The sequence below is a fragment of the Dyadobacter psychrophilus genome (assembly GCF_900167945.1).
Classification (GTDB): Bacteria; Bacteroidota; Bacteroidia; order Cytophagales; family Spirosomataceae; genus Dyadobacter; species Dyadobacter psychrophilus.
In genome coordinates this window covers 650,180-674,223 of sequence record NZ_FUZA01000001.1, presented here as the reverse complement: position 1 = coordinate 674,223, position 24,044 = coordinate 650,180, and the positions used below count along the sequence as shown (strand labels likewise).

19 protein-coding genes are annotated in these 24,044 nt (G+C 48.6%); 11 read left to right on the top strand and 8 right to left on the bottom strand.

The features are described 5' to 3' along the window. Window positions 1–139 precede the first annotated feature (139 nt). Together B5X68_RS02990 and B5X68_RS02985 are read left to right on the top strand one after the other, a co-directional pair. Window positions 140–1,237, top strand: coding sequence for a glycosyltransferase family 4 protein (locus B5X68_RS02990; RefSeq protein ID WP_082213172.1), 1,098 nt, complete (start codon window positions 140–142; stop codon window positions 1,235–1,237). Beyond that, window positions 1,227–2,297, top strand: a complete 1,071-nt coding sequence (locus B5X68_RS02985; RefSeq protein WP_082213171.1) for a glycosyltransferase — start codon at window positions 1,227–1,229, stop codon at window positions 2,295–2,297. Before B5X68_RS02990 ends, B5X68_RS02985 begins: the two co-directional genes overlap by 11 nt. Window positions 2,298–2,311: 14 nt before the next feature. Here the strand turns inward: B5X68_RS02985 and B5X68_RS02980 are convergent, their stop codons facing one another. Beyond that, window positions 2,312–3,139 carry a glycosyltransferase family 2 protein gene (locus B5X68_RS02980; RefSeq protein ID WP_082213170.1) on the bottom strand — a complete coding sequence of 276 codons (828 nt, stop codon included), beginning with the start codon at window positions 3,137–3,139 and terminating at the stop codon, window positions 2,312–2,314. Between the two features lie 85 nt (window positions 3,140–3,224). Between B5X68_RS02980 and B5X68_RS02975 the strand changes: the two genes are divergently transcribed. Next, window positions 3,225–4,463: a sensor histidine kinase gene (locus tag B5X68_RS02975; protein WP_082213169.1), complete on the top strand. Its 1,239-nt coding sequence runs from the start codon at window positions 3,225–3,227 to the stop codon at window positions 4,461–4,463. 1 nt (window position 4,464) lies between these two features. Here B5X68_RS02975 and B5X68_RS29415 read toward each other — a convergent pair whose 3' ends face one another. Continuing rightward, window positions 4,465–4,572 (bottom strand): putative glycolipid-binding domain-containing protein, encoded by a 108-nt coding sequence (locus B5X68_RS29415; protein ID WP_141110216.1) that lies wholly within the window; start codon window positions 4,570–4,572, stop codon window positions 4,465–4,467. 134 nt (window positions 4,573–4,706) lie between these two features. On the opposite strand from B5X68_RS29415, the gene B5X68_RS02970 reads away from it, so the two are divergent. Next, window positions 4,707–4,970, top strand: coding sequence for a hypothetical protein (locus B5X68_RS02970; RefSeq protein ID WP_082213168.1), 264 nt, complete (start codon window positions 4,707–4,709; stop codon window positions 4,968–4,970). A gap of 14 nt (window positions 4,971–4,984) precedes the next feature. Here B5X68_RS02970 and B5X68_RS02965 read toward each other — a convergent pair whose 3' ends face one another. From B5X68_RS02965 to B5X68_RS02945, 5 genes are all read right to left on the bottom strand, one after another. Further along, window positions 4,985–5,662, bottom strand: coding sequence for a potassium channel family protein (locus B5X68_RS02965; RefSeq protein ID WP_082213167.1), 678 nt, complete (start codon window positions 5,660–5,662; stop codon window positions 4,985–4,987). Window positions 5,663–5,673: 11 nt separating this feature from the next. Beyond that, the gene (locus B5X68_RS02960) at window positions 5,674–7,443 is read right to left on the bottom strand and encodes a TrkH family potassium uptake protein (RefSeq protein WP_082213166.1); all 1,770 of its coding nucleotides are present in this window, start codon (window positions 7,441–7,443) and stop codon (window positions 5,674–5,676) included. 120 nt (window positions 7,444–7,563) lie between these two features. Beyond that, window positions 7,564–8,871 (bottom strand): Na+/H+ antiporter NhaA, encoded by a 1,308-nt coding sequence (gene nhaA / locus B5X68_RS02955; RefSeq protein ID WP_082213165.1) that lies wholly within the window; start codon window positions 8,869–8,871, stop codon window positions 7,564–7,566. A gap of 112 nt (window positions 8,872–8,983) precedes the next feature. After that, on the bottom strand, window positions 8,984–10,474 hold the full coding sequence (locus B5X68_RS02950; RefSeq protein WP_082213164.1) for a HAMP domain-containing sensor histidine kinase: 1,491 nt from the start codon (window positions 10,472–10,474) through the stop codon (window positions 8,984–8,986). 1 nt (window position 10,475) lies between these two features. Then, window positions 10,476–11,180 (bottom strand): response regulator transcription factor, encoded by a 705-nt coding sequence (locus tag B5X68_RS02945; RefSeq protein WP_082213163.1) that lies wholly within the window; start codon window positions 11,178–11,180, stop codon window positions 10,476–10,478. Window positions 11,181–11,318: 138 nt separating this feature from the next. Between B5X68_RS02945 and B5X68_RS02940 the strand changes: the two genes are divergently transcribed. The 6 genes from B5X68_RS02940 (at window position 11,319) to B5X68_RS02915 (ending at window position 16,359) form a co-directional block, all read left to right on the top strand. Then, on the top strand, window positions 11,319–12,605 hold the full coding sequence (locus tag B5X68_RS02940) for a spondin domain-containing protein (RefSeq protein ID WP_082213162.1): 1,287 nt from the start codon (window positions 11,319–11,321) through the stop codon (window positions 12,603–12,605). 50 nt (window positions 12,606–12,655) lie between these two features. Continuing rightward, window positions 12,656–13,123 carry a YHS domain-containing (seleno)protein gene (locus B5X68_RS02935; protein ID WP_082213959.1) on the top strand — a complete coding sequence of 156 codons (468 nt, stop codon included), beginning with the start codon at window positions 12,656–12,658 and terminating at the stop codon, window positions 13,121–13,123. A gap of 15 nt (window positions 13,124–13,138) precedes the next feature. Beyond that, window positions 13,139–13,582: a YHS domain-containing (seleno)protein gene (locus tag B5X68_RS02930; protein WP_082213161.1), complete on the top strand. Its 444-nt coding sequence runs from the start codon at window positions 13,139–13,141 to the stop codon at window positions 13,580–13,582. Then, on the top strand, window positions 13,579–13,977 hold the full coding sequence (locus B5X68_RS02925) for a DoxX family protein (protein ID WP_082213160.1): 399 nt from the start codon (window positions 13,579–13,581) through the stop codon (window positions 13,975–13,977). The genes B5X68_RS02930 and B5X68_RS02925 overlap by 4 nt, the downstream gene beginning before the upstream one ends. Before the next feature lie 112 nt (window positions 13,978–14,089). Continuing rightward, window positions 14,090–14,596, top strand: coding sequence for a hypothetical protein (locus B5X68_RS02920; RefSeq protein ID WP_082213159.1), 507 nt, complete (start codon window positions 14,090–14,092; stop codon window positions 14,594–14,596). Further along, window positions 14,584–16,359 (top strand): NRDE family protein, encoded by a 1,776-nt coding sequence (locus B5X68_RS02915; protein WP_082213158.1) that lies wholly within the window; start codon window positions 14,584–14,586, stop codon window positions 16,357–16,359. Before B5X68_RS02920 ends, B5X68_RS02915 begins: the two co-directional genes overlap by 13 nt. An 8-nt stretch (window positions 16,360–16,367) precedes the next feature. Here the strand turns inward: B5X68_RS02915 and B5X68_RS02910 are convergent, their stop codons facing one another. Beyond that, window positions 16,368–20,486 carry a hybrid sensor histidine kinase/response regulator transcription factor gene (locus tag B5X68_RS02910; RefSeq protein ID WP_082213157.1) on the bottom strand — a complete coding sequence of 1,373 codons (4,119 nt, stop codon included), beginning with the start codon at window positions 20,484–20,486 and terminating at the stop codon, window positions 16,368–16,370. A gap of 317 nt (window positions 20,487–20,803) precedes the next feature. Between B5X68_RS02910 and B5X68_RS02905 the strand changes: the two genes are divergently transcribed. Continuing rightward, entirely contained in the window at window positions 20,804–24,043 is a 3,240-nt protein-coding gene (locus tag B5X68_RS02905; RefSeq protein ID WP_082213156.1) for a SusC/RagA family TonB-linked outer membrane protein, read from the top strand. Window position 24,044 lies beyond the last annotated feature (1 nt).

Below are 24,044 nucleotides of genomic sequence, written 5' to 3'. Positions count from 1 at the left end.
AAATTCATACCAGCCTGAGAAAGCTGGTTTACGGCACCGGCACGATTTTCTATGTGCCCACAACGCAACCGAGGTTGCGTTAGTATCCAAAAAGCACTTTATCAAACCAGTATCATCAACAAATTTTACCAAACGCAACATGAAAATTGGCGTCATTGCTCACCTGAAATATCCAATTTCCAAACCTTTCATGGGAGGGCTGGAAGCCTTTACCTATGATATTTGCCAGCGATTACTCGCACGCGGACATGACGTGCTGTTGTATGCCTGCGCTGGCTCAGACCCGATTCTAAATGTCAGGCCTATACTTTGCGAAGAAGACTATCATCCCATTACATCTTCGCAGTTTACCTCTCGTCAGCTGAGCACCGAATATATATCTACACACCACGCTTACGTCGAAATGATGCAGGAAATAGACAAGGACGAGCTTGATATTATTTTCAATAACAGTCTGAATTATGTGCCCATTATGATGTCGGCGCTGGTAAATGCCCCGATGGTCACAGTACTGCACACGCCGCCAATCTTTGAGCTGAAAAACGCCATTCGCCGTGAACAGGATTATGGGCGTGTTAAATATGTATCTGTTTCAAAAACGAATGCGGATAATTGGAGTGCCTATGCTCCTGATTGTGAGGTGATCCATAACGGTATTGATTTGTCGGCCTGGGAATTTTATCCCGAAAATGACCACGGTTATATCATGTGGTTTGGACGGATACACCCGGATAAAGGCTTGCACCTGGCTATTGAGGCAGCCAGGCTGTCCGGTAAAAAAATGAAAGTAGCAGGCGCAATCAGCGATCAGCATTATTACGAAACAGAAATTTTACCGCGTCTTGATGACTCTATTGAACTGCTGGGATCTTGTGACCATAAAATGCTGAACGAACTGATCGGTAAGGCGGCGGTTTCTTTGATTACGCCGTGCTGGGACGAGCCTTTCGGGCTGGTAGTGGCTGAGTCACTGGCTTGCGGAACGCCTGTGGCAGGCATTGCAAAAGGTGCATTGCCGCATTTACTGGACGAGCGCACGGGAATGTTATGCAGTAGAGATGATGTGCAGGAATTGGCAGAATGCATCCTGGTAACCGGAAAGCTCAACCGCGCCGAATGCCGGCAGCGCGCAGAACAGTTGTTTGATGTAGAAAAGATGGTTGATTCGTATGAAGCGCTGTTTGAAAAAATAGCCTTAGAGAAAATGGAAATGAAGATTAAGGCGGATGTCAGCTAACTTCGCTTTCTATATCCACCACCACGGCTCGGGACATTTGATGCGCGCGCTATCGATTGCTTCACAGCTGAAAGACGCGCGGGTAACGTTTCTGGGAAGCGGCCTGTCGCGGTTTGAGCATATTATCCCAAAAACAATACATTGTATTCACCTGCCAGGCGATGTAGCTGGGCAGGAAGATACCTATGCTTCCTTAATGCAGCTGAGTTTCCTGCATTATGCGCCAATCAATGTTGAAAAAGTTGCCAGACGGGCCACGGAAATTTCGGCAGCATTGCACGCATTGTTTCCGGTGATACTTATTGTCGATGTTTCTGTTGAAGTCACGATGCTGGCCACTTTGTGCGGAATTCCTACGGTAGTGATCCGCCAGAATGGGAACCGCGACGATGCCGCTCATTTGCATGCCTATGAATGTGCACAGCTGCTGGTTGCGCCATCCCCGGAGCGGCTTATGAACCCTTCGCCATACGATTGGGTAAATGCCAAAACTTTTTTTTCAGGAGGTTTCTCCAAATATTCAGGGAAAGAAAATTATACCGCAGAGGTCGATCATAGGGCAGTTGGTGTCATTGTCGGTTCGGGTGGCACTTCATTGGATGGCGCCGTTGTGAATGCTTTGGCAGCACAATGCCCGGACAAGTTGATCCATGTGATCGGAGATATTTTAGAAACAAAACAAGCAGCGGTAAAGAATGTAATTTTTCATGGGCAACTTACCGATCCGGCTACTGTGCTATCCCAATGCGATGTGGTGATAGGCAATGCAGGGCACAACACGGTGATGGAAATGGCCGATCTGGGGAAAAAATTCGTCTGCATACCAGAAGATCGCCCGTTTCAGGAGCAATTGCTTAAAGCAGAGCTGTTGGAAAAAAACGGGATGGCTGTGGTAATCCAGCCATCGCAATTAAAGCACATTAACTGGGAGATGGTCATTCGCAAGGTAGAAAATTTGCCGGCGGACGGCTGGCAAGGTGTAATCAATACCGAAGCATTGGCGGATATTGCGCTAAGGCTCCACGAGTTATGGGACAGGAATTTCCCTCAAAGGTCATAAATTCTCAAAAGGCACTAGGCCTTTAGCGCTGCCCTGATTTCTGTTTCATTGGGTTTGCGCAAAATTTTAAGCTTGGTATCGGTCCATTCTATCAATCCCGCATTCGCAAATTTTTTCAACCAGCCTTCCATCGGCCATGTTTGCCATTTGTCGGAGAATGTTTTGGCATTCAAAAGGATATCTTCGAAATGGTTGAGCGGCGGGTCATAACTTGCGTGATATTGATGGTAAGCAAGCGCGTCAACAACACTGAGCGGAACATTCTTTTCCCTGGCTGTGAACCCGAAATCGGTATCTTCGGCTCCATACCCCGTAAATCGGGTGTCGAAACCACCAATGCGCTCGTATGTTTTTTTGCTGCATGCAAAGTTAAGCGACCAGAAAAGCGCATAATTGATCTCACGCAAATCAGCTCTAACCGGGTCGGGCGTGCTCAATTCCCACATTTTTTGCAAAAAATCAGGTTCCGAGGTTGCTCCCTCCCGTAAGTATCTGACGGGTCCTATCCACAAATGATCGGCTTTTTTACAGGCATCGAAATATCTGCTTACCAATTGTGACGAAGGAATGCAATCCACGTCAAGAAAAATCATGAAAGGGTAGGCTGCCTGTTCTGCAGCGAAGTTGCGGGTGGCAGCAAGTGGTAATCTTTCGTCAGCATTGAACCGGAAAGAACGGATAGGGAAATTTTTAGAGGCAAGCTCGCTGGCGGGCTCATTCATATTGATAATCACAAGCTCAGCCGGATAATGATCCGATTGTTCCAGACCTGCAACCAGGTTTTGAAGCGCCTCCTGCCGGGACTTGACGATTGTTAGTACGGAAATTTGTTTAGTACTCATTGATTTTAAATTCGAAATATTCTATTACAAAAAATCTGCCATGGCTGAAACATTAATCACTATATTTAGGATTTGAGCAAATGCTATGGATTTTTTAGACGATAGATTGATTGACGATATTGCACGCATTCAGGCGATCGCAATAGTCCCGACGCTTCTAAATGTGATATGCGAGACGACCGGAATGGGTTTTGCTGCTGTTGCCCGGGTCACCGATACCAAATGGATCACATGCAGTGTTCGGGATGACATTCAATTTGGCCTCGCCCCTGGCAGTGAATTAAAATTGGAAACAACGATCTGTCATGAAATCAGTCAGTCGCATCAGCCCGTTGTAATCAATCACGTCGAAAAAAGTGAAGAGTTCTGTGGCCACCATACGCCTTTAATGTATGGTTTTCAAAGTTATATTTCATTTCCGATTATATTAAAGTCAGGTGCATTTTTCGGGACGCTATGCGCAATCGATCCCAGACCGGCCGACCTGGAAAACGCAAAAATCAAGGGTATGTTCTCGGCCTTTGCTGACCTGATTTCGTTTCACCTCCAACAGATCACGCTGCTGGAAGAAAGTGATAAGGCGGTAAGGAACCTTAGCCGCCAGCTTTCCAACACCATTGATGAGAACAGGCAATACCAGCACATTTCCCAACACAGTTTGCAGGAACCGCTTCGCAAACTCAGGGTGTTCAGCAACATGGTGGTGCAAGCCATTAAAGAGAGAGATCACGAAAAGGCCGAGTATCTGGCTTCACGGATTGAAAGCAATGCCGAGAGGTTTTCCGGCATGATCAGAGATCTCTCTGAATTTTCTTCGCTGAAAGTGGGTGAGGAAACATTGGAAGATACGAATTTGGATGCTGCATTGGCAGTTGCTATGTCTCAACTGAGTGTTCAGATACAAGATAAGGAAGTCCGCATCGATGCGGAAAAGCTTCCCGTGATCCACGCCTTTCCTACCCAGATTGAACAGCTCTTCTATCACCTGCTGCACAATGCGATAAAATTCTCTACGCGAAATGAAAAGCCGGTTATCTCTATTTCCTGCCGTGTGCTTGATTCATCAGAATATTCAGATCAACAAATACCAGGGAGGAATTACATTGAGATACTGATAAAGGATAATGGTATTGGCATTGATGATACACAGCTAGAAAGAATATTTGATATGTTTTCACAACTTCCAACAATGCCAGCACGTCATGGCGAGGGATTTGGCCTGACCTTCTGCCGGAAGATCATTCGCAATCATCAGGGCTATATCAAAGCCCAGTCCAAGGTGAATCAGGGCACAACAATCTCAGTGGTATTGCCTGTCAGCTGACCTAAACCACCCGTAAAAACAACCCCGGATAATCAACAACTAATCCGTCATCGTCTACCCGAATGTCAGCCTCGAAATCGTTGCCATTTAATTGAGGTTGACATTTTATGAAATATGTTTTCGGTTCAAGTTGTTGTTAGCGAAATCCATTTCAAAAGCTCAACAAATTTATCAATTCGTTGGGCGCCAATGTTTGCTATATTGATTTAAACAATCGGGTTAATGTTTAGATAAAAATTGCATATGGATATCGATCTGGACGATAAAGACAGGGAATGGCTGGTGGCCGAAATCATCAAGTTGCGCGGAGCAATCCGCGAGCATCGGGATGCTTCGGGTCATGAATTGTGCTGGCATCACCCGAAAATGTGGGCATTGTTGCCGGAGGACGTTGATGGGAACATAGCAGTTCCGCCGTGGCCCCAATTTATGCGCGGTTGCATTAAATACCGGCAATCACTCGACGAGCAGCTTCCTAACGCTGCCGTGGACGACCGCGAAGCTTAGACGCCAGGCGGTTATCAATGCATCAGCTTCTCAATATCCTTCAACTCACCAAACAAGACAAGCACTTCATTTTCCTGCAGCACGGTATGTGGCGTGGCGATTCCGGAGGCGCGTTTGAACAATCTTACTAAACCGTTTTCCGACTCCTTGGACAATGTAAGGACCGTCAGTACGATGACATTATAGCGGTTTGTCAGGTCTGCTTGGGCGAGTGTCATGCCGATGTAGCGTTCCGGGACCTTCGTTTCGATAATGCTGTACTTTTCTGACACTTTGAAGGAATCGACAATGCCTGAATTATCGAGCCGCATGGCGAGCCTTTCGGCTGATTCTTCTTCGGGCAGAATGTACTCTTCGATCTGCATGGCTTCCAGGACCGTCTTTTGCAGGTCCGAAACCACCCTTCCGATGATTTTTTTCACTTTAAGCTGTTTAAGCAACGCCGTTGCCAGCAGCGAGGACCGTTCGTCTTCGCCAATGGCAACAATCACTGCATCGGCATCGCGCAGGGGCAGCGAGCTGACCGCATTGACGTCTGTGCAGTCCATGCAGACAGTATGCGTGATCCGGTCTTTCAACTGCTCCACTTTTTGCATATTGTTGTCCACGCCTATGGTCTCGTGGCCAAGTTCCGTCAGGCGCACGGCGAGCGATTTTCCGAAACTGCCGAGTCCGAATATGATATATTTCATGGTCGTTGGTTTTAAAAGTTCATTTGCTCGGTAGGGAGCCGGTAATCTTTGGGCTTTGCGTTGCGGACAAGCGCGATCAGAAGCGTGAGCGATCCCACCCGGCCCACAAACATGGTAACGATAATTACCAGCCGCCCCGCCTGGCTGAGGTTCGGCGTCACACCCAGACTAAGCCCTGTAGTGCTGTAAGCTGAAAACGTTTCGAATGCGAGCGACAACAAGGTTTTTTCCGGATCTGTGACTGCCAGCGTAAAAACGGCTGCGCCCAGGAAAATCAGCGAAAGGGAGATAATCGCAAAGGCGCGCGATATGGAATCGTCCGATACATTTCTTCCAAAAACTTCAATCCGGTCCTTGCCTTTAGTAATGCTAAAAATGTTGAGCGTTGCCAATGCAAAAGTAGTCACCTTAATCCCGCCGCCGGTAGAGCCGGGAGCCGCGCCGATCCACATGAGTAATAAAATGAGCATAACCGTCGGGAAGGCCAGTTCGCTCATAATCACCGTGTTGAAACCAGCCGAACGGGGACTGGTGCCGATGAACAAAGCTGTGACAATTTTACCGAAATAGCTTTCATGCTCGCGAAGCGTGTGGTGGCGTTCCAGAATCAGCACCGCCAGAAATCCAAAAATGATCAGGAAGAAAGTGGTATAAGCGATGATTTTCGAATTGAAGGAAATCATGCCGGCGCGGTACATATACTGTTTTCCGAACCTGAGCTTGTGGTAAACATTAAAAATCCAGCGCCTGGTCCATTCGTAGGTATTGAAAACTATCCCAAACCCAAGCCCGCCCATGACGTAAAGCAGGATCACGGACAGCTGCAATGGATAATTGAACCGCAGCGCTGCATCGTTCAGTCCGTTGGATAAGTTGGAGAAACCGGCATTGCAGAAAGCTGTAACTGCATGAAAAACAGTAAAATATAGCCGGTCGCCTGAACTTGAAAAATCGTCGGCGTCGAGGCTGAGGTAGATCAGGATGCCGCCCGCGATCTCAAAAGAGAAGGTGACCAGAATGATTTTGTACAAAGTGGAAATAACCGAGCTGACCTTATTTTCGCCGATTAATTCTGTAAACATCAGCTGATTTTTGTATGAAAACCCTCCCGAAAAAAAATAGCCGAAAAATCCGGTAAATGTCATAATCCCCAACCCACCGATCTGCACCAGCACAAGCAGCACAGTTTGCCCGAAACCCGTAAACTCAGCGGCAATGTCGACAACAGACAACCCTGTGATACAGACTGCACTGGTTGCCAGAAACAGTGCGTCGATAAAGTTGAGCTGACCGTCATAAGTCGATTTTGGCAATAGTAAGAGCGCCGTGCCGATCAGGATCAGCAGCAGGAAACTGAGTACAAAAAGAAGCGTCGGGTTAAAGTAAAACTGGTCGAAAAACAGCGTTTGTTTTGATATTTCAATAATAAAAATGGCGAAAATGCCGATGTACATCCATTCCGGTTTGACGAGTTCGGTTCCGTCTTTGGCAGAAAAATGATAACTATCCGCTACGATGACAGCCACAAAATAGAAAAGCAATACAGCCTCGCCGATCCGGGCGATCACGGAGGAGTTGCTTTGAAATGCAGTAAAAGTTTTCGCCGCTAGCGCCACCGCAAAGAACAGGAAGCACCATTCCAGGATGCGGTTGGTAAGCTTTTCAATGCCGGGATCACTATTGTACCCCAAATGAAAAAGGATCACGACAGAACACAGCAGGCTCATTCCCAGAAGGATGCGATCAAGCCATTTTCTCAGGTATCTTACTTTTTCATTCATTCACAATCAATTTACACGTCTGATATCCCCTCCGGAAGTTCGCTTTCTCTATAAATACCTTTACAGAATCGGTCTTTAATTACTTCAACCAGCTGTCAATTGGCTGCGGAAGTGGCCTGTTCACGTTCTCGAAATAGAGCGGAGATAAACAATTCCTGCCGCACCGGAAACCAGGGAAGCCAGCAAAATGCCATATTTCGCTGCATCAATGTGCTGCGCGTCCACAAATGCCAGGTTGGTAACAAACAAAGACATGGTAAACCCAACACCAGCTAATAACGCCACGCCAAAAATATGCTTCCAGCTAACCAGTCGCGGCAAATCGGCAATCCCGATCTTGACCATTACCCAGGTAAAGCCAAAAACGCCAACCAGCTTGCCCACTACCAGCCCGACCATTACGCCTGCACTGACCGGATTAATAAGCGCCGAGAAAAAATCGCTGCCAATGTGCATGCCCGAATTCGCAATGGCGAACAAAGGCATGATCAGGAAAGCGACCCAGGGATGCAAGCCATATTCAATTTTTTGCAGAGGCGTCTGCGCGTCGATACTCACACGTTTGATTTCTTCTATAATGTGGTGCTGATCCGAGGTCATGAGCGGGCCGTGCAAAGGGATCGCGACTTCAAACTCCTTTGCATTTGCGTGGATTTCTTGCAAATATTCCTTTTCATTGATCTTCGTCCTGGCAGGGATTGTGAATGCGACCAAAACGCCCGCTATGGTTGCGTGGACACCCGAAAAAAGGAAACAGGCCCAAACAGCAATCCCGATCAGAAGGTAGAATAATGTGTGCCTGATCCCAAGCAAGTTGCCGCCTACAAGCAAAATCAAAAATCCCGCGCCAAACAGTAAATAGCTGTATTCGATATGTGCGGTATAAAAAAATGCGATTACCAGCACAGCTCCAAGGTCATCCGCAACCGCAAGTGCTGAAAGGAAAACTTTGACGGAGGTAGGGATATTTTTTCCTGAAAGCGAAAGCAGCCCCAATGCAAATGCAATGTCCGTCGCCATCGGGATCCCCCAACCAGAGGCAGAGTCCAGGCCTTTGTTGAAAAGGAAATAAATAAACGCGGGAACAAGCATTCCGCCGAGCGCCGCAACCATTGGTAGTGACGCTTTCTTGACACTGGACAGTTCGCCAGCCATAAACTCACGCTTCAGTTCGAGCCCGATCACGAAAAAAAAGACCGCCATAAGTCCGTCGTTGATCCAGATATGCAGCGGATGATCGAATGTACTTCCCGCGAAACCGACGGACAAACTGGTTTCCCAAACGTGGTGATAAGATTCCGCAAAAGGGGAGTTGACCCAAATAAGGGCTGCTATTACGCAGAGAAAAAGGACAATGCCGCTGGTATATTCCTGATGAATGAATTTGCTTACCGGCTTGATGACTCTATCGATCGGGGTTTTGGCCATTGTTTTGACAAGTAAAGGTTTTGCTCAACGGCAAATATAGGCCTCAAAAGTTTACCGGAAAGCGAACGGGCAGATTGTTACTGGCGGCTTGCCCTGGTGCAGGAGCTTGGGATCAAGAATACGGAGGAGCTGCATCACTGCGGGATAGTACAAATTCAAATGCCGCGCCTTTTCCCTGCTCGCTGAAAACACGGATCGAGCTTTGGTGCAATTCCAGTATTTTCCGGACGATCGCCAGACCCAGCCCGACGCCTTTCGCGGAAGCCGCTTGCAGGTCGGCTTGTTTGTAGCGTTCAAATATCTGCTCCTGATACTCTTTGGCAATGCCCACCCCGGTATCTTCCACCCTGATCCTGACGCCGTCGCCCGCTTCCGACAAGGCAATTGAAATCTGTCCGCCGTCGGGTGTGAATTTGAATGCATTATCCAGCAGGTTCTGAAAGATCCGTTCCGTTAAGCCAATATCTGCGAAAACAGCAGGCAGCGTGCCAGGAGCATCGAGTTTCAAACGAATATTCCGCTCCTCAGCTTTTAATTGGTATGCACTGAGAATGTCAGAAGCCAGCTCACCGATCGGAAAAAGCTCTTTTTGCGGCTCGACAACATTGGATTCCAGTTTTGAATATTGAAACAACTGGTCGACCAGCACCGAAAGTTTTTTGGTCCCTTCCAGAACAATGGAAAGATACCGCTCGGTTTCCGGGCCGGATAGCGTTTCGCGTTTGATTGCCAGCGTTTCGGCATATCCCTGCATGATGGAAAGCGGTGTTCGGAGGTCGTGCGACACATTGGCGATCAGTTCCTGCCGAAAGCGGTCAGTAGCGGTGATTTTCTCGAAATTCTCGACAATTGCATCAGCCATTTCATTGAATGTGGAGGTCAAAACACCCAGGTTTCCTTTCGCATACCCACGTATCCGCGCCGTATGATCGCCTTCCTGAAATCGTTTTACCACGCCCGCGATGCTGCAAATGCTGTCGGTGATCAGAAAAAAAGTCACCACACCGACAACAAACGCACCCAGCAATGCAGCGAAAAAGATGTATACAGCCAGGCGGAAATTGAGATCGCTATTGAGCGAGCCCAGGATCTCTTGTTGCTTTTCACTGGCAAGCACGGCATAGACATAACCGGCCAGCTTTCCATTTTCGAGAACCGGCGCAGCCGAAAAGATACTCGTCTCGCCGGGATATTTGGGATTGTCCCCCAACGGCCGATGGTTATCGTCGGCAGCCAGCCACTCGTGCACTTTGTCCATATCCACTTTTTTCATGTGAACAGTCGCTTCGGGCACCACATAATCGGTGATATTTCCAAGTGTATCAAGCAGATACACCTCCACGCTCGGATTAGCCACCATCGTGGAATGGATAATGTCGTGTGTGACGGTCGTATCGGGACGTCCGTTTTTGATCGGCTGGGTAAAAGTGGCCAGGTGACCCGCAATGTCACCATAAAGCTGCTGGTGCGCCGCCATATAATATGTTTTGGAAAACCGTGAGCCAATTAGCACGAACACAAGCGCGAGTACCAGCAAAAGACTGGCAAAAACGGCGCTGATCTTCCAGAATAGCAGGTTACCGCTGATGGTTTTTACAGACATATCACAATTCTTCGTTAAACCGGTAGCCAATGCCCCAGGTAGTAAGTATAAATGTCGGGTTCGAAACGTCGGTTTCTATTTTCCCCCTCAGCCGGTTGATGTGCGTGTTCACCGTGTGTTCATATCCTTCAAAATCGTAACCCCAAACCAGACTGAGCAGTTGTTTGCGGCTGTAACTCCGTCCCGGATTGGAAGCCAGCAGTACGATCAGTTCAAATTCCCTGGGCGAGAGTTCAATGCGCTCGCCCCGCAGCATCACCTTGCGTTTATCGACATCGATTTCCAGGCCAGCAATGATAATCTGTGCCGATTGCGGCGAGCTGTATCTTGCCTTTTCTTCGTTGCGGCGGAAGATCACCCGCACCCGGGCGATGAATTCCCGGACGCTGAAAGGTTTGGTAAGGTAATCGTCCGCACCGGTTTCCAGCCCCATTACTTTGTCGATTTCCTCGGATCGCGCGGTCAGCATGAGGATCGGCGTCTGCCGGTCACTCTGCCTGATCTTCCTGCACACTTCCATTCCATTAAGGCCCGGAAGCATTACGTCGAGAATGATCAGCTCAAAACTTTCGGACAGTGCCCTGGTAAGCCCGTTCTGGCCGTTTTTTTCGGCAGTGATCCTGCACCCCAGGTCGGCCAGATGGATCGTCAGCAGCTCGGTAATAGCGCCGTCATCCTCGATGATCAATACATTTTTTGAATCCATTCCCTGCCTTTTTTTGCAAAGTATATAAATAAAACAGCGCGATAGTTCGCTGTGATACTTTTGTTATATTTCCGTGACTGCGGTGGGATATCGTCTTTTTTGCTTTGCATCATTCAAACACGCAAAACGGACATCGACATGATCAAATCACTGCTCGGGCTTTCTATTACAGCCCTTATTTTTACTTCCTGCATCAAAGACCACGAGCCCCAGCCGACGGCTAAAACAATCACCATTGAAAATGTGCTCGACAGCCGGCCACTCGTTCAGTCGGGTACATTCCAGGGAACGGGAACTCCGCCGGTTATCCTGCCGGGGCAGTCGGTGTCATTCTCATTTTCAGCCGCTAAGAACCAGAGACTTACTTTCGCCACCATGTACGGATGGAGCAACGACCTCTTTTTTGCTCCCGAAAATCCCGGCATCAGGCTTTATGGGGACGACGGTACGCCTGTTACCGGCGACGTGTCGGCGCAGATCAAATTGTGGGACAATGGCAGCCGGATGAACGCCGCTCCGGGCGCCACGCTTGTCCATCCCGGAACTGCCGAGTCCGCCCCGAAAAATATCAAGGAAGTAATGGGAATTGACGACTACGGGCACGCATTCCTTCCTGCTGCGCAGCTGATGAATGTTTCGCTGAAATATGACGGAAGTTCAAGGTTCACTGTGACGATCAAAAACGAGTCGGGCGGCACCACTAATGAAACGCCGTTCAGTCCGGGCGTTTGGGCGATCTCTTACACCGCCGGCACCGATTTTCTTTTGCCCGAACCGATCTATTCCAGCGGCAAAGCCACCACAGAAGGGCTGACGCGCATTGCAGAAGTAGGCGACAATGCGCCGATGAGCACGGTATTGACCTCGCAGACAGGCATTTTTACACCGCTCTCGCCGATATTGGTGGTGGTTTACAGCGGCAGTGAAAATCCATTTTTCCAAGTGGGTGAAAATGACCGGGGCGAAGGATTGAAGGAACTGGCCCAGAAAGGCAATGCCGACGTTTTAGCAGCAGCATTAAAAACCAAAAGTGGGATCAAAAATGTGTATGTATTGAAGGAACCCACCAGCACAGTGCTCCTTCCAATGATCGGCGGCAATGCAGGAGGCAAGGTTTCGCAGCAGCTGACGCTGGCACCCGGTGACCGCATTGCAGTAGCAACCATGTACGGATTTTCGAATGACTGGTTCTTCTCGACCCACGGCAATGATATCGATGCCAATGCAACCGGCGACTTCTCAACCTCAATGGCCCTTTATGACAACGGAACGGCCATCGACCAGTTCCCGGGAGCGGGCATTACCCAGTTCAACCTCGCAGGAACTCCCCTGACCGAGAGTAAAGTAATTGCGCCTGTTCCAAATCCTAACCCATTCACCACGCTTCCTGCGATCAGCAATATTATCAAGGTAACAATTCAATAATCCGATCAGCTCCGGCAATGGGCCGGGGCACTTTTTATCCTTATTATCTTATGAAAAAACAAATTGGCATACTGCTGTTGCTCTTTCTCCTTACGGGTCAAGCTTTTGCCCAAAGCACAGAAGTACGCAAAAAGCAATTCAATCTCGAAAAAGAGAACCTTGCCATCCAGGGCTACGACCCGGTTGCCTACTTCACCAGCCAAAAGGCGATCGAGGGAAAAAAGGAGATTACTACCACTTACAACGGAACGACTTATCGGTTTACCTCCCGGCAAAACCGCGACGAGTTTGTAAAGAACCCTGCCCGCTATGAGCCGCAGTATGGAGGCTGGTGCGCTTATGCGATGGGCAAGCAGGGCGAAAAAGTAGAAGTAGATCCGGAAACTTTCAAAATCCTGGACGGCAAGCTTTATCTTTTTTATAACAAATACTTCAATAATACGCTCAAAAGCTGGAATCAGGACGAGACCCGCCTGAAAGGCCGGGCTGATCAGAATTGGGCGCGTTTCATACCTTAAATTTTCCAGATCACAATGAAAAGATTCATTCTAATAGCGGCATTCATATTATCCGCATTGGGCAGCTACGCCCAGCATTCAGAAATTTTCGCACCCGGCGGAAAGGCCATTAAAGGATACGATGTGGTAGCGTTTTTCAAAGAAGGCAAACCGGTTGAAGGAGTTGACAGCCTTGTTTATAAATACAAGGAAACGGACTGGCTTTTCGCCAGCCGCTCAAACCTGGAAGCATTCAAAGCCGAGCCTGAAAAGTTTGTTCCCCAATATGGCGGCTACTGCGCCTATGGCACTTCCGAAGGCCACAAAGCGCCCACCCAGGCCGAAACGTGGACCATTGTTGACGACAAGTTGTATTTCAATTACAATATGAAGGTCAAAAATAGCTGGTCTAAAAATCAGAAAGAGCGCATTGATAAGGCAGATGTACAATGGCCATTGATTAAAAATTCACAGCCATGACCTCCCGGAACCGCAACAGATGGTCGTGGGTGCTGAGGCTGGTTGCCGCAGGGATCATGTTTCAAACGCTGTACTTCAAGTTTACAGCTTCGCCCGAATCAGTCTATATTTTCTCAAAAGTCGGCATGGAGCCCTGGGGGCGCATCTTGGTAGGAGTTTTTGAATTGATCGCATCGATATTGATTGTAATTCCGCGGACTACTCCTTACGGCGCATTGGTCGGGACCGGCGTCATGACCGGCGCGCTGTTCATGCACATTACGCGGCTGGGAATCGAAGTGCAGGGCGACTCGGGGCAGCTTTTTATCTATGCTTTGCTGGTGCTAGGCAGTTGTCTGACATTGGCCTATTGGTATCGAGGCAGCCTTTCGGGAATCAGCGTACAGGAAAAATAGTGAAATATGCCGGGCGCGGCGCGGCCAGCGTGGCGCGGCCAGCGTTGCCCGGCCAGCGTGGCCCGGCCAACGTGGCGCGGCATGGTTTTTACCGAACGATCCAAAAAGGGATATGAACAGAAAAATAGCAGAATCAGTTACCGCAGTGCTGGACCAGATCAGCGCTATGCTCGACGAGCTGAATGAAGAGCAATTTTCATTCAAACTGGATGTGCTGTCGGGTGCTTCGCTGGGCGAACATGTGCGGCATGTGATCGAATTTTTCCAGGAGCTTAGCCGGGGTTATCAGACAGGCTGTATTGATTATGACGCCAGGCGCCGTGATAAAGCCATTGAAACGCAGCGAACCTATGCGATCATAAAATTAAGGGAAGTGGCGGCTAGTTTGAAAACCGACAATAAGCCGCTTCGGCTCGCCTATGCAGACAAATCTTCGGGTGTTGAATGCGAAATCGTGACCAATTATGAACGCGAGCTGATTTACAATCTCGAACACACCGTGCACCACATGGCGTTAATGAGAATCGGTGTGCAGCTCGTTGCCGGCATTCCGCTTGCCGACCATTTTGGTGTTGCCAAGTCGACCATTGAATACCGCCAGGCGCAATGTGCACAGTAACGTTTATTCCAACAGCCAGCGGCGTTCTCCTTACTTCGAACCGGGATGAACATAAAGACCGACCCGTGGCAATCTTTCCACAGACGTATCTATCAGGGGGACAGTCTGTTATTTACCCCAAAGATGTGCAGGCAGGCGGCACATGGATAGCGTTGCGGAACGGACATTCTGCTGCCGTTTTGCTCAATGGTGGTTTTGAAAAACACATACGCCAAAGCCATTATCAGCAAAGTCGCGGGATGGTAATGCTGGAAATTATTGGCTCGCAAGAACCTGTCGAAAAATTTTATTCCATTGAACTGTATGGTATTGAGCCTTTTACGCTGATTCTTTTTGTTGAAGAAGAATTGCGTCGCTGCACTTGGGATGGCCAGGAAAAACATGTGAAACACCTCGACCCGAACAAGTCGCATATCTGGTCATCGGCGACATTGTACGACCGCCATGTGCATGGTCAACGGGAGAAGAACCTGCAAGAATGGCTGACAAAAATCCAGTTGCCAACATCCGAAGAAGTGCTTTCCTATCATATGAGCGACGACCTGAGATACGAAACCTGCGGGTCTGGTGACGCGCAGAATGTGCGGACGGTGAGCGTCACCTCGCTGGAAATTCCGGTTGCCGGTGAGAGCAGGATTCGCTATCATGATCTTTCTTCTGGAAAAACCTTTGATACATCGGTCCGACCTTATGCAAAACCCGCAAAACATCGGTTTGATAGTTTGTACTGGAAAGCAAGAAGGTTCCTGATCCGCCTGCGCCATTGGGAATACTGGCCGTTCGAATGCGTTTACTTGCCGCTGGTTCCATTGTGGCTATGGCTTAGTATACGCGCCCGATCATTTTTGTTTTTTAGCGCCGCTAATCCGGGTATCGAGAATTCGGGCTTTATTCATGAACGCAAAAGTGACATTTATCCGCTGTTACCGGTTGGTTTTTATCCCAAAACTGTCCTCTGCCACGCTGGAATGCGCGCTGATGCGATCAAATCTTTACTGTGTGAATCGGCACTTACATTTCCTCTGATCGCCAAACCCGACATCGGCGAGCGTGGATTACAGGTGAAGCTTTTGCGGACCTCCGATGACCTGGAAGACTACCGGCTAGCGAGTAAGTTCAATTTTCTGGTGCAGGAATATATTGATTATCCTCATGAGATAGGCGTCTTTTATTTCCGGTTTCCCGGAGAGGATCACGGGCACATTTCCGGAATTGTAGGAAAGGAATTTTTGAGTGTAAAGGGAGATGGGAAAAGCAGTTTATTATCGCTGCTCACACAAAGCGACCGGGCCATCCTGCAACTCCCTGCTTTGTCCGAGATTTATGGTAATCAGTTCGATCAAATTCTGGCTGGCGGAGAAACGTTGAACCTTGTTCCTTACGGCAACCACAGCCGGGGCTGCAAGTTTATTGACCTACAAAACCATATTACCCCTGAACTGACCAGCGTGATCGACCATGCATGCACACAAGTTCGGGGTTTCTATTTCGGCCGTCTCGATATCCGTTTCAAAAGCTGGGAAGATTTAACCGCAGGGCGGCACTTTTCAATCATTGAATTAAACGGGACCGGCAGCGAGCCCACGCACATTTACGATCCCCGACATTCACTTTTCCGCGCATGGAAAGAGATTTACCGGCACTGGGAAATCGTTTACCGCATCAGTATGATGAATATGCGCAGCGGCGAGCAGCGGTTGATGACTTTTAAGGAAGGCATTGCAATGTATAAGTCGCACAAGTCGTATATGGACGCGATTTGAAAAATCAATCACTGCTTATGGGAATGCATTTGGCGATGGCTGCTCCGCTTCCCGGACTTGTATTCCGTCGGTAACATGTTGAATTTAGCTTTGAATGACTTCGCAAAATAGTTCGGCGCCGTAAATCCGGTCATATAAGAGATTTGCGAAACGCTCAAATCACTGTTTTCAAGTAGTAACGCAGCCTTTTCCAGTTTGATGGAACGAATGAATTCAATGGGCGTCTGGCCGCTCATTTCCAGCACTTTGCTGTACAATGTTCCCCGGCTCATGCCCACGTGTTTGCTCAGATTTTCGACGCTGAGTTGGGAAGTGTGCAGGTTTTCTTCGATGTAAGACAAAATATCTTTCAGCAACTTTTCCTGGCTCGATTCCATTTGCGGCGCATTTCCCGAAACCTGGATTTGTCGGGAATAAACGCCTTTTAGCAGCCGGTTAAGCAAAATTAGATTGTTGATTTTTGCATTCAGAATATCGAAATTGAATGGTTTGGTCAGATAATCGTTAGCGCCTGAGCTGAGGCCTTCAAGTTGCTGCTGCTCGCCGGTGCTGGCGGTCAGGAGAATGATCGGAATGTGCTTCGTGCGCTTGTCCGACTTGATTTTCTGGCTCAACGCAATGCCGTCCATTTCGGGCATTGCCACGTCGCTGACGATCAGTTCAGGGTGATGGCTCAGTGTTTTTTGCCAGCCTTCCTTGCCGTTGCTCGCTTCTATTACGTGATAAAATGGCATCAGGCTTTCTTTCAGATAATGTCTGAACTCATCATTATCCTCAATGATCAGCACATTCGACGGATCTTCCGTATTGGCTTTATCCGGCTTATTAAATCCATTTTCTGTTTCGCCGGAGCGCATTTTTGCCGCTGCAGCCGGCTGTTCAGCCATTGCAAGAAGTTCATCCGCAACAGGCAGCTCCACCGTAAATGTGCTCCCAGCGCCGGGCTGGCTGGCCACATTGATCCTTCCCTGATGCAGCTGCACAAATTCCCGCACGATCGACAAGCCAATGCCGCTTCCCTGGTTCAGCACTGTCAGGTCTGTATCGGTTTGGAAAAACCGGTCGAAGATCCTGTCGTGCTGATCTTCCGCAATGCCTATTCCATTATCCGCAATTTCGATTTGCAGCCAATGCTTTCCCTCAGAATCCATCTGCGGTTGCACATGCAAAGCTACTTCGCCGCCTTTTGGTGTGAATTTGAATGCATTGGAAAGCAGGTTGAACAAAACACGTTCGAGCTTTTCCGCGTCAAAATCCATGTTCAGCTGATCCAAGGCACTCTCAATTTTAAACTGAATCCCTTTTCGAATCGAAAGGTCGCTGAACTGGTCGCAGGTGTCTTTGATAAACAAGATGATGTCGCGGCGTCTAAGGTCCAGCTTTACTTCCTGCTCTTGCATATTTTTAAAATCCAGTAGCTGATCCACGAGGTTAAGCAGTCGTTTCGCATTCCGTTTGATGGCGGTCACGGGCGGATGGAGTTCAGTAGATTTGGTCTTAACGAGCAGGTTATCAACCGGAGCCAGAATGAGCGAGATCGGCGTCCTGAACTCGTGGCTCAAATTGGTCAGGAACTTGATCTTCATACGGTCCAGTTCCAAAGCCCGTTCCACTTCGGCCCGTTGCTGCTGCTCTCTGAACTGCCTTTGCAGCTTCTGAATCCCACGCCGCCTCATCCAATACACAATCGCAAATGGTGCGATGATATAAAAAATGTATGCATAAATCGTCAGGTAAAATGGCGGCTTGACAATCACGGCTACCGACTTTGTTCGCGGACTCCAGTTGATGCCGTCGCCACTGGCCTGTACTTCAAAAACATACTCACCCGGACTCAGATTGGTATAACTCGCGACGTTGTTAAGGCCAGTCTCATTCCATTCCGATTGCATGCCTACCAGTCTGTGCCGGTAATGCATTTGCTTGGGATTGGTGTAATCCAGCGCCGCATAACCAATTGAAAAATTCTGCTTGTAATCCAGGCTGATGGTTTTCGCAACGGTAATGTCCGCGTCAATAAAATTGGAATCGGCGGGTGTAATGCTGCGGTTACCGATTTTTAGATCTTTTAATATGATCGGCGGAATGCGTTTGCTGTTGGGCAGGCTGCGCGTGTCGATGTAATTAAATCCTGCAATGCCACCAAAAAAGAGGGTGTTATCGCTGGCACGGATGCCGGAACCGAGGACAAATGTCCTGTCCTGAATGCCATTATAAGAGGTGTAGTTGATGAATTTTTTGTTTTTCAGATCAAAATAGCTGATTCCCTGGTTCGTACTCACCCAAATCCGGCCCTGCGCATCCTCCAGTACTTTATTGACAATGTTGCTGGCCAGTCCTTCCTTTGCTCCGTAAGTCGTAAATTTCTTGGAGCTTGGATCATATAGCGCTAATCCTTCACCCGACGTGCCCGCCCAGATATTCCCTTTGCTATCTTCCAGAAGCGAAAAAACAATGTTGCTGGCCAGTTCACTGCTTTGTTTGTCTAGCAGCATTGATTTTTGTGTTATCGGGTCAAAAACGGCGATCCCCGTGCCGTGTGAAGCGATCCAGAGTTTCCCGCTCCGATCCAGGAGCAAGTCCCTGATATAACCATTCAACGGAATGCTCCGCTGGGTAACCGGAATGCCCGGATCGTACATTCTTTTGAAACTTTTGGTGGCAGGATCGTACAAATGCACACCGCCGCCATTGGTGCCCACCCACAATTTGCCCGAGGTATCTTTTTCCAGACAAAATATCTCGTTGTTACTCAGGCTAATGGGGTCTTTTTCTTTTAAAAACTGCGTATAACCTCCTGTTTTTGGGTTAAATTGAAATAACCCATCCCCAAATGTCCCGATCCAGAGTTCATTGCTCGCCGTCAGCTCCAATGTTAAAATGGCCAGGCCAGAAGCGGCGTTTTTGTTTTTGGGGTTAATGGGGAATTTCTTGAAAAGGTTGGTCTGGCGGTTGTACAAGTTCAGTCCGCCGCCGTCTGTGCCCACAAACAGCTCACCCGATCCTGTTTCAGCAAATGCCGTGACAAACGGGCCGCTCAAACCATACGGGTCATTTACATCCGAACGCTTTAATCCAAAAATAGCGAGGTTCTTATCATACTTATTCACGCCGCCCTTGTAAGTGCCCAGCCAGCAAATGCCCTCATTATCAAATAATATATTCCGGACCGATTTGTTGCTAAGGCTGAACTCCGTCCGTGCATCCGGGCCATAACGCGTGATAATGCCCGTGCGCGTGTCGAGCATATTCAGCCCTGCATCCGTGCAGATCCAAAGCCGCTGCGTATTTTCCCAGGTCACGGCAAAGACCATATTTGTACTCAGCGAATTTTTGTTATCAGGTTCAAATTTGAAGTGCTCGATGATCTGCCCGTTTGAATTAAGCTTGAAAACACCGCTGAATGTCCCCGCCCAAATGTTCCCTTCAAGGTCTTCAACGATGGACTTAACCGGACGAGCGCCGACCTCATCCGGCAATGATTGCAGGTAATTAATGTATTCCCCAGTTTTATCAGAAGGGTCAATTTTGTACAAACCAGTCCGCGTTCCGACCCAAACCCGTTTTTTACTGTCGACCGCGATGCTGAGGACCATTCCTTTTGAAATCTGATCAGGCATGTTAGCAACTGAGGTGAATGTGCGGATCTGATAATTCTCCGGATCCACCTGGATTAAGCCAGCCGTTGTTCCTACCCAAAGCTTGCCAGATGCATCACTGGCCATGCTAATAACGCTGTGGGGGGATGGAATGCTCACAAATGCGTCTTTTCGTCGATCATACAAATGCAGCCCGCCTTCGATCGTCCCAACCCAGATCCGCCCTTTGCGATCCTGGTGCAAACACGAAATGTCACTGGATTTGAGCGATGTCGAATCCTTTTTATCGTGCCGGTATACCATCACATTCGTGCCGTCAAACCGGTTCAAGCCGTCGTCGGTCCCGAACCACATAAAGCCGTAGCGATCTTTCAGGATGGCGGTAACCGTGTTGGACGACAATCCGTCGGTCGAAGTCAGCGATGTGAATTTCGGTTCGGCAGGCTGAGCCCATGCATTGATCATCGCTGCATAGCAGGCAACGATCAGGCCGGTCAAACGGAGTGTGAGCAAAATCTTCAAGCGCATTGAAAAGCGTGGGTTAAATATTGAGCCTAAGATGAAAGTTATCCTAAAAATGCAAGTTTGTCTCAGAATCGGGCATTTTTTAGGCGCATTTGAACAATTGTATCCTTAATATGAACAAATGTGCTCACAGCAGGCTGCCTCGGTAAGCTACTTTTGTCGACAATAAATTAAATAATATCTGGAAAAAGTGATGCAGTTGCGAGGCTGATCAAAAGCTAAGTTACACTCAAATTTAGTATTGTCAAATTGACACTTCCGAACCAACAACAATTAAGCCACATGATTCAATCTAATTTAAACATCAAATCATACACAAAATGCATGAACGTTTATTAACCAGTAAAACGCTGGCCAGAATGCTCGGACTTTCTGGTCTTCCGATCCTGCTGCTCGGAGGCGCTTCGATGGATGCGGTTGCCAGCAGCGCAGCATGGGCCGATTATGGAACCAGGCACAGGTCAGCACCCGCTGCTGACATTGAGGTTTCCGGAAAAGTTACGGGCCCGGACGGCGAACCGCTCCCCGGCGCCAGTGTGCTCGTCAAATCAACTACAAGGGGAACCAGCGCGGACCAGGATGGTAATTTCCGGCTTGCGGTTCAGGATGCAAATGCAGTTTTGGTTTTCTCACTGGTCGGTTACGCACCAAAGGAAGTGGTCGTAGGCACGCAGCAGATCATCAATGTAACGCTAACCGTTGACAACAAAACACTGGAAGAAGTCGTCGTTGTTGGCTATGGCGTTCAGCGGAAGCGGGACGTGACGGGTTCGGTCGTTTCGGTCAGTGAAAGTACATTGAAAGAAGTGCCCGCGCCAAACCTGGTGAACCAGCTGAAAGGTCGCGCGGCTGGCGTTTCAATAATCAGTAACGGAAGCACGCCGGGCTCGCAAGGACAGATCAGGATCCGCGGAAACCGCACATTAACAACCAGTTCAGGATCGAGCGACGGTCTGGATGGTCCGCTCGTGGTGGTGGACGGGATTCCTTTTGGCGGTTTGAATGACATTAACCCGGATGATATTTTAAGTCTGGAAGTTTTGAAAGATGCTTCTGCAACAGCCATTTACGGTTCTCGCGGCGCGGGCGGTGTGATCCTGGTAACCACCAAGAGAGGAAAGATCGGCAAACCCGTTTTCAGTTACGACGGCTATCATGGACAAACACAGGTGATGGGCAAATTCAATGTCATGAATGGCCAGGAATATGCGCAGTTCAAAGCCGATGCAGCCAAATACAACCGCACAGCGCCGGGCACATCGGGTTATTTGTTAACTCAAAAAGAGCAGGAAGCACTCGACAATGGCGTTTCCACAGATTGGCAGGATCTGATTTACAAACCGGGTTTTATGACCAATCACCAATTGGGCTTGCAAGGCGGCGTTGAAAACACCCAATACTCGCTGGGCCTGGGTTATTTCAATGAAACCGGGATTATTCCAAACCAGAGTTTTCAGCGTTTCAACCTGCGAGCAACCATTGATCAGAAGATTGGTAAAAACATCAAAATCGGTCTGAATACATTAAATACGCTGACTTACACGAATACGCCGGGTGGCGGAGGCGTGCCGGGCGGTCTTGTGCGATTGACACCATTGGCATCGCCTTATAATGCAGACGGAACGGTGAATACATTCCCAGCCGAGGGTTCCATTGATGCAGCCATCGTGAGTCCGCTGACGATTATGTCCAAAAAGGAATCGGCATTGGGCCGCACGCGGGCGATACGGACATTCAACAGCCTTTATGCGGAAGTGAATATTTTGCCGGGACTGAAATACCGTTTCAATGCAGGTTTGAATTTCAGTCAGTCCAATCTGAATAACTACAACGGCCCGCTGACCTATTTCAACACGGCCACAACACAAGCCGGATCCACAGCCGAAATCAGCAACACCGAATATTGGGACGTGAACTTGCAGCATTTGCTTTATTTCGATAAAACATTTGCAGACAAGCACAAACTGGGTTTTACGGCACTTTACGAATACACCAAAAACCACTCGCTGGGAAGCCGCTTTACTGTAACAGGTGTGCCGGCGGATTACATCAAAACTTCGAATTTCTCACTCGCAGCAGGCCAGCCCGTTGCTCCGTCGGACTTTGGTAACTCGTTCTCGGAAACCGGCTTGCTATCCTACATGGGAAGGCTTAATTATAGCTTTGCCGACAAATATTTGCTGACGTTAACATTGCGCCGCGATGGTTCTTCAACATTGTCTCCGGCCAATCAATATTTCAATTATCCGGCGATCGGTGTAGGCTGGAATGTGGTGGAAGAAGGTTTTATGAAATCGGCCACTTTCATTTCTAACCTGAAACTGCGCGGTGGATGGGGGATTTCGGGGAACAGGAATGTAGGCGCTTATTCAACATTGGGTGCATTATCCGCGGGTTATTACAACTTTGGATTGGGTACAGCCGGGCAACAACTGGCTTACACCGTAACTAGCTTGCCTTCCAGCGATTTGAGCTGGCAATCGACCGCGCAGGTGGACATTGGAATTGATTTTGGTTTGTTCAATAACCGCATTACAGGTTCGGTGGACTGGTATCACCAAAAAACCAAGGACATTCTGCTATCCGTGCCGCTGCCGCCAAGCAATGGTGCTGGTTCAACTTTGAAAAATTTGGGTAGAACAGAAGGTAAGGGATTAGAAGTGGCCGCTACTTTTGAAATCGTCAGAAAACCAAAAGGCTTCAATTGGAGCATTGACGCGACTTATTTCTTTAACCGGGAAAAAATCACGCAGCTGACCACGCCGGAAGAGAAATCGAACCTGGGCGCAGGATGGTTTGTAGGACAGCCACTTTCCGTAATTTTTGATTACAAAAAGTTGGGCATCTGGCAGACGGCAGATGCCGAAAACGGAACATTGGCGCAGCAAACTTCACCGGTCCAGTTCGCAGGACAAATCCGCGTGGAAGATTTGAATGGGGACAATAAGATCGACGCAAACGACCGCCAGATCCTGGGCAATTTCCAGCCGAAATGGGAGGGAGGACTTACAAGCCGTTTTAGTTTCAGGAATTTCGATGCGTCTGTTGTTACTTATGCAAGAATGGGCATGAAAGTGCTGGTGCCGTATTTAACAGGTAACTCCACGGGTTCAGGAGGCTTTGCATTCTTTAATCAAAGCCGTGTAAATCAGGTTAAAACGGATTACTGGACCGACACCAACCCAACCAACGCATTCCCGGCTCCCGATGCCAGCGGCGCTGTGGCTAACTTTGGTTCCACATTGGGTTACTATGATGGATCATTCATCAAATGCCGCAGCATTAACCTGGGTTACACATTTGAAAGCGATTTAATCAAAAAAATCGGCGCGACTTCGGCGAGAATTTACGTCAACCTCACCAATCCATTTATTATTTACTCGCCATTGGTGAAAGACGATCTGGCGATCGATCCCGAAGGAAACAGCTACGCCACGGGCCAGTCTACACTAAACCCGCAAGGCGCCAGCGACCGTGGCGCGCCGGAGCGTCAGATCTCGGTTAACCTGAACTCTCCGCCGGTAAGACAATTCACTGTGGGCGTAAACCTTAAATTCTAAT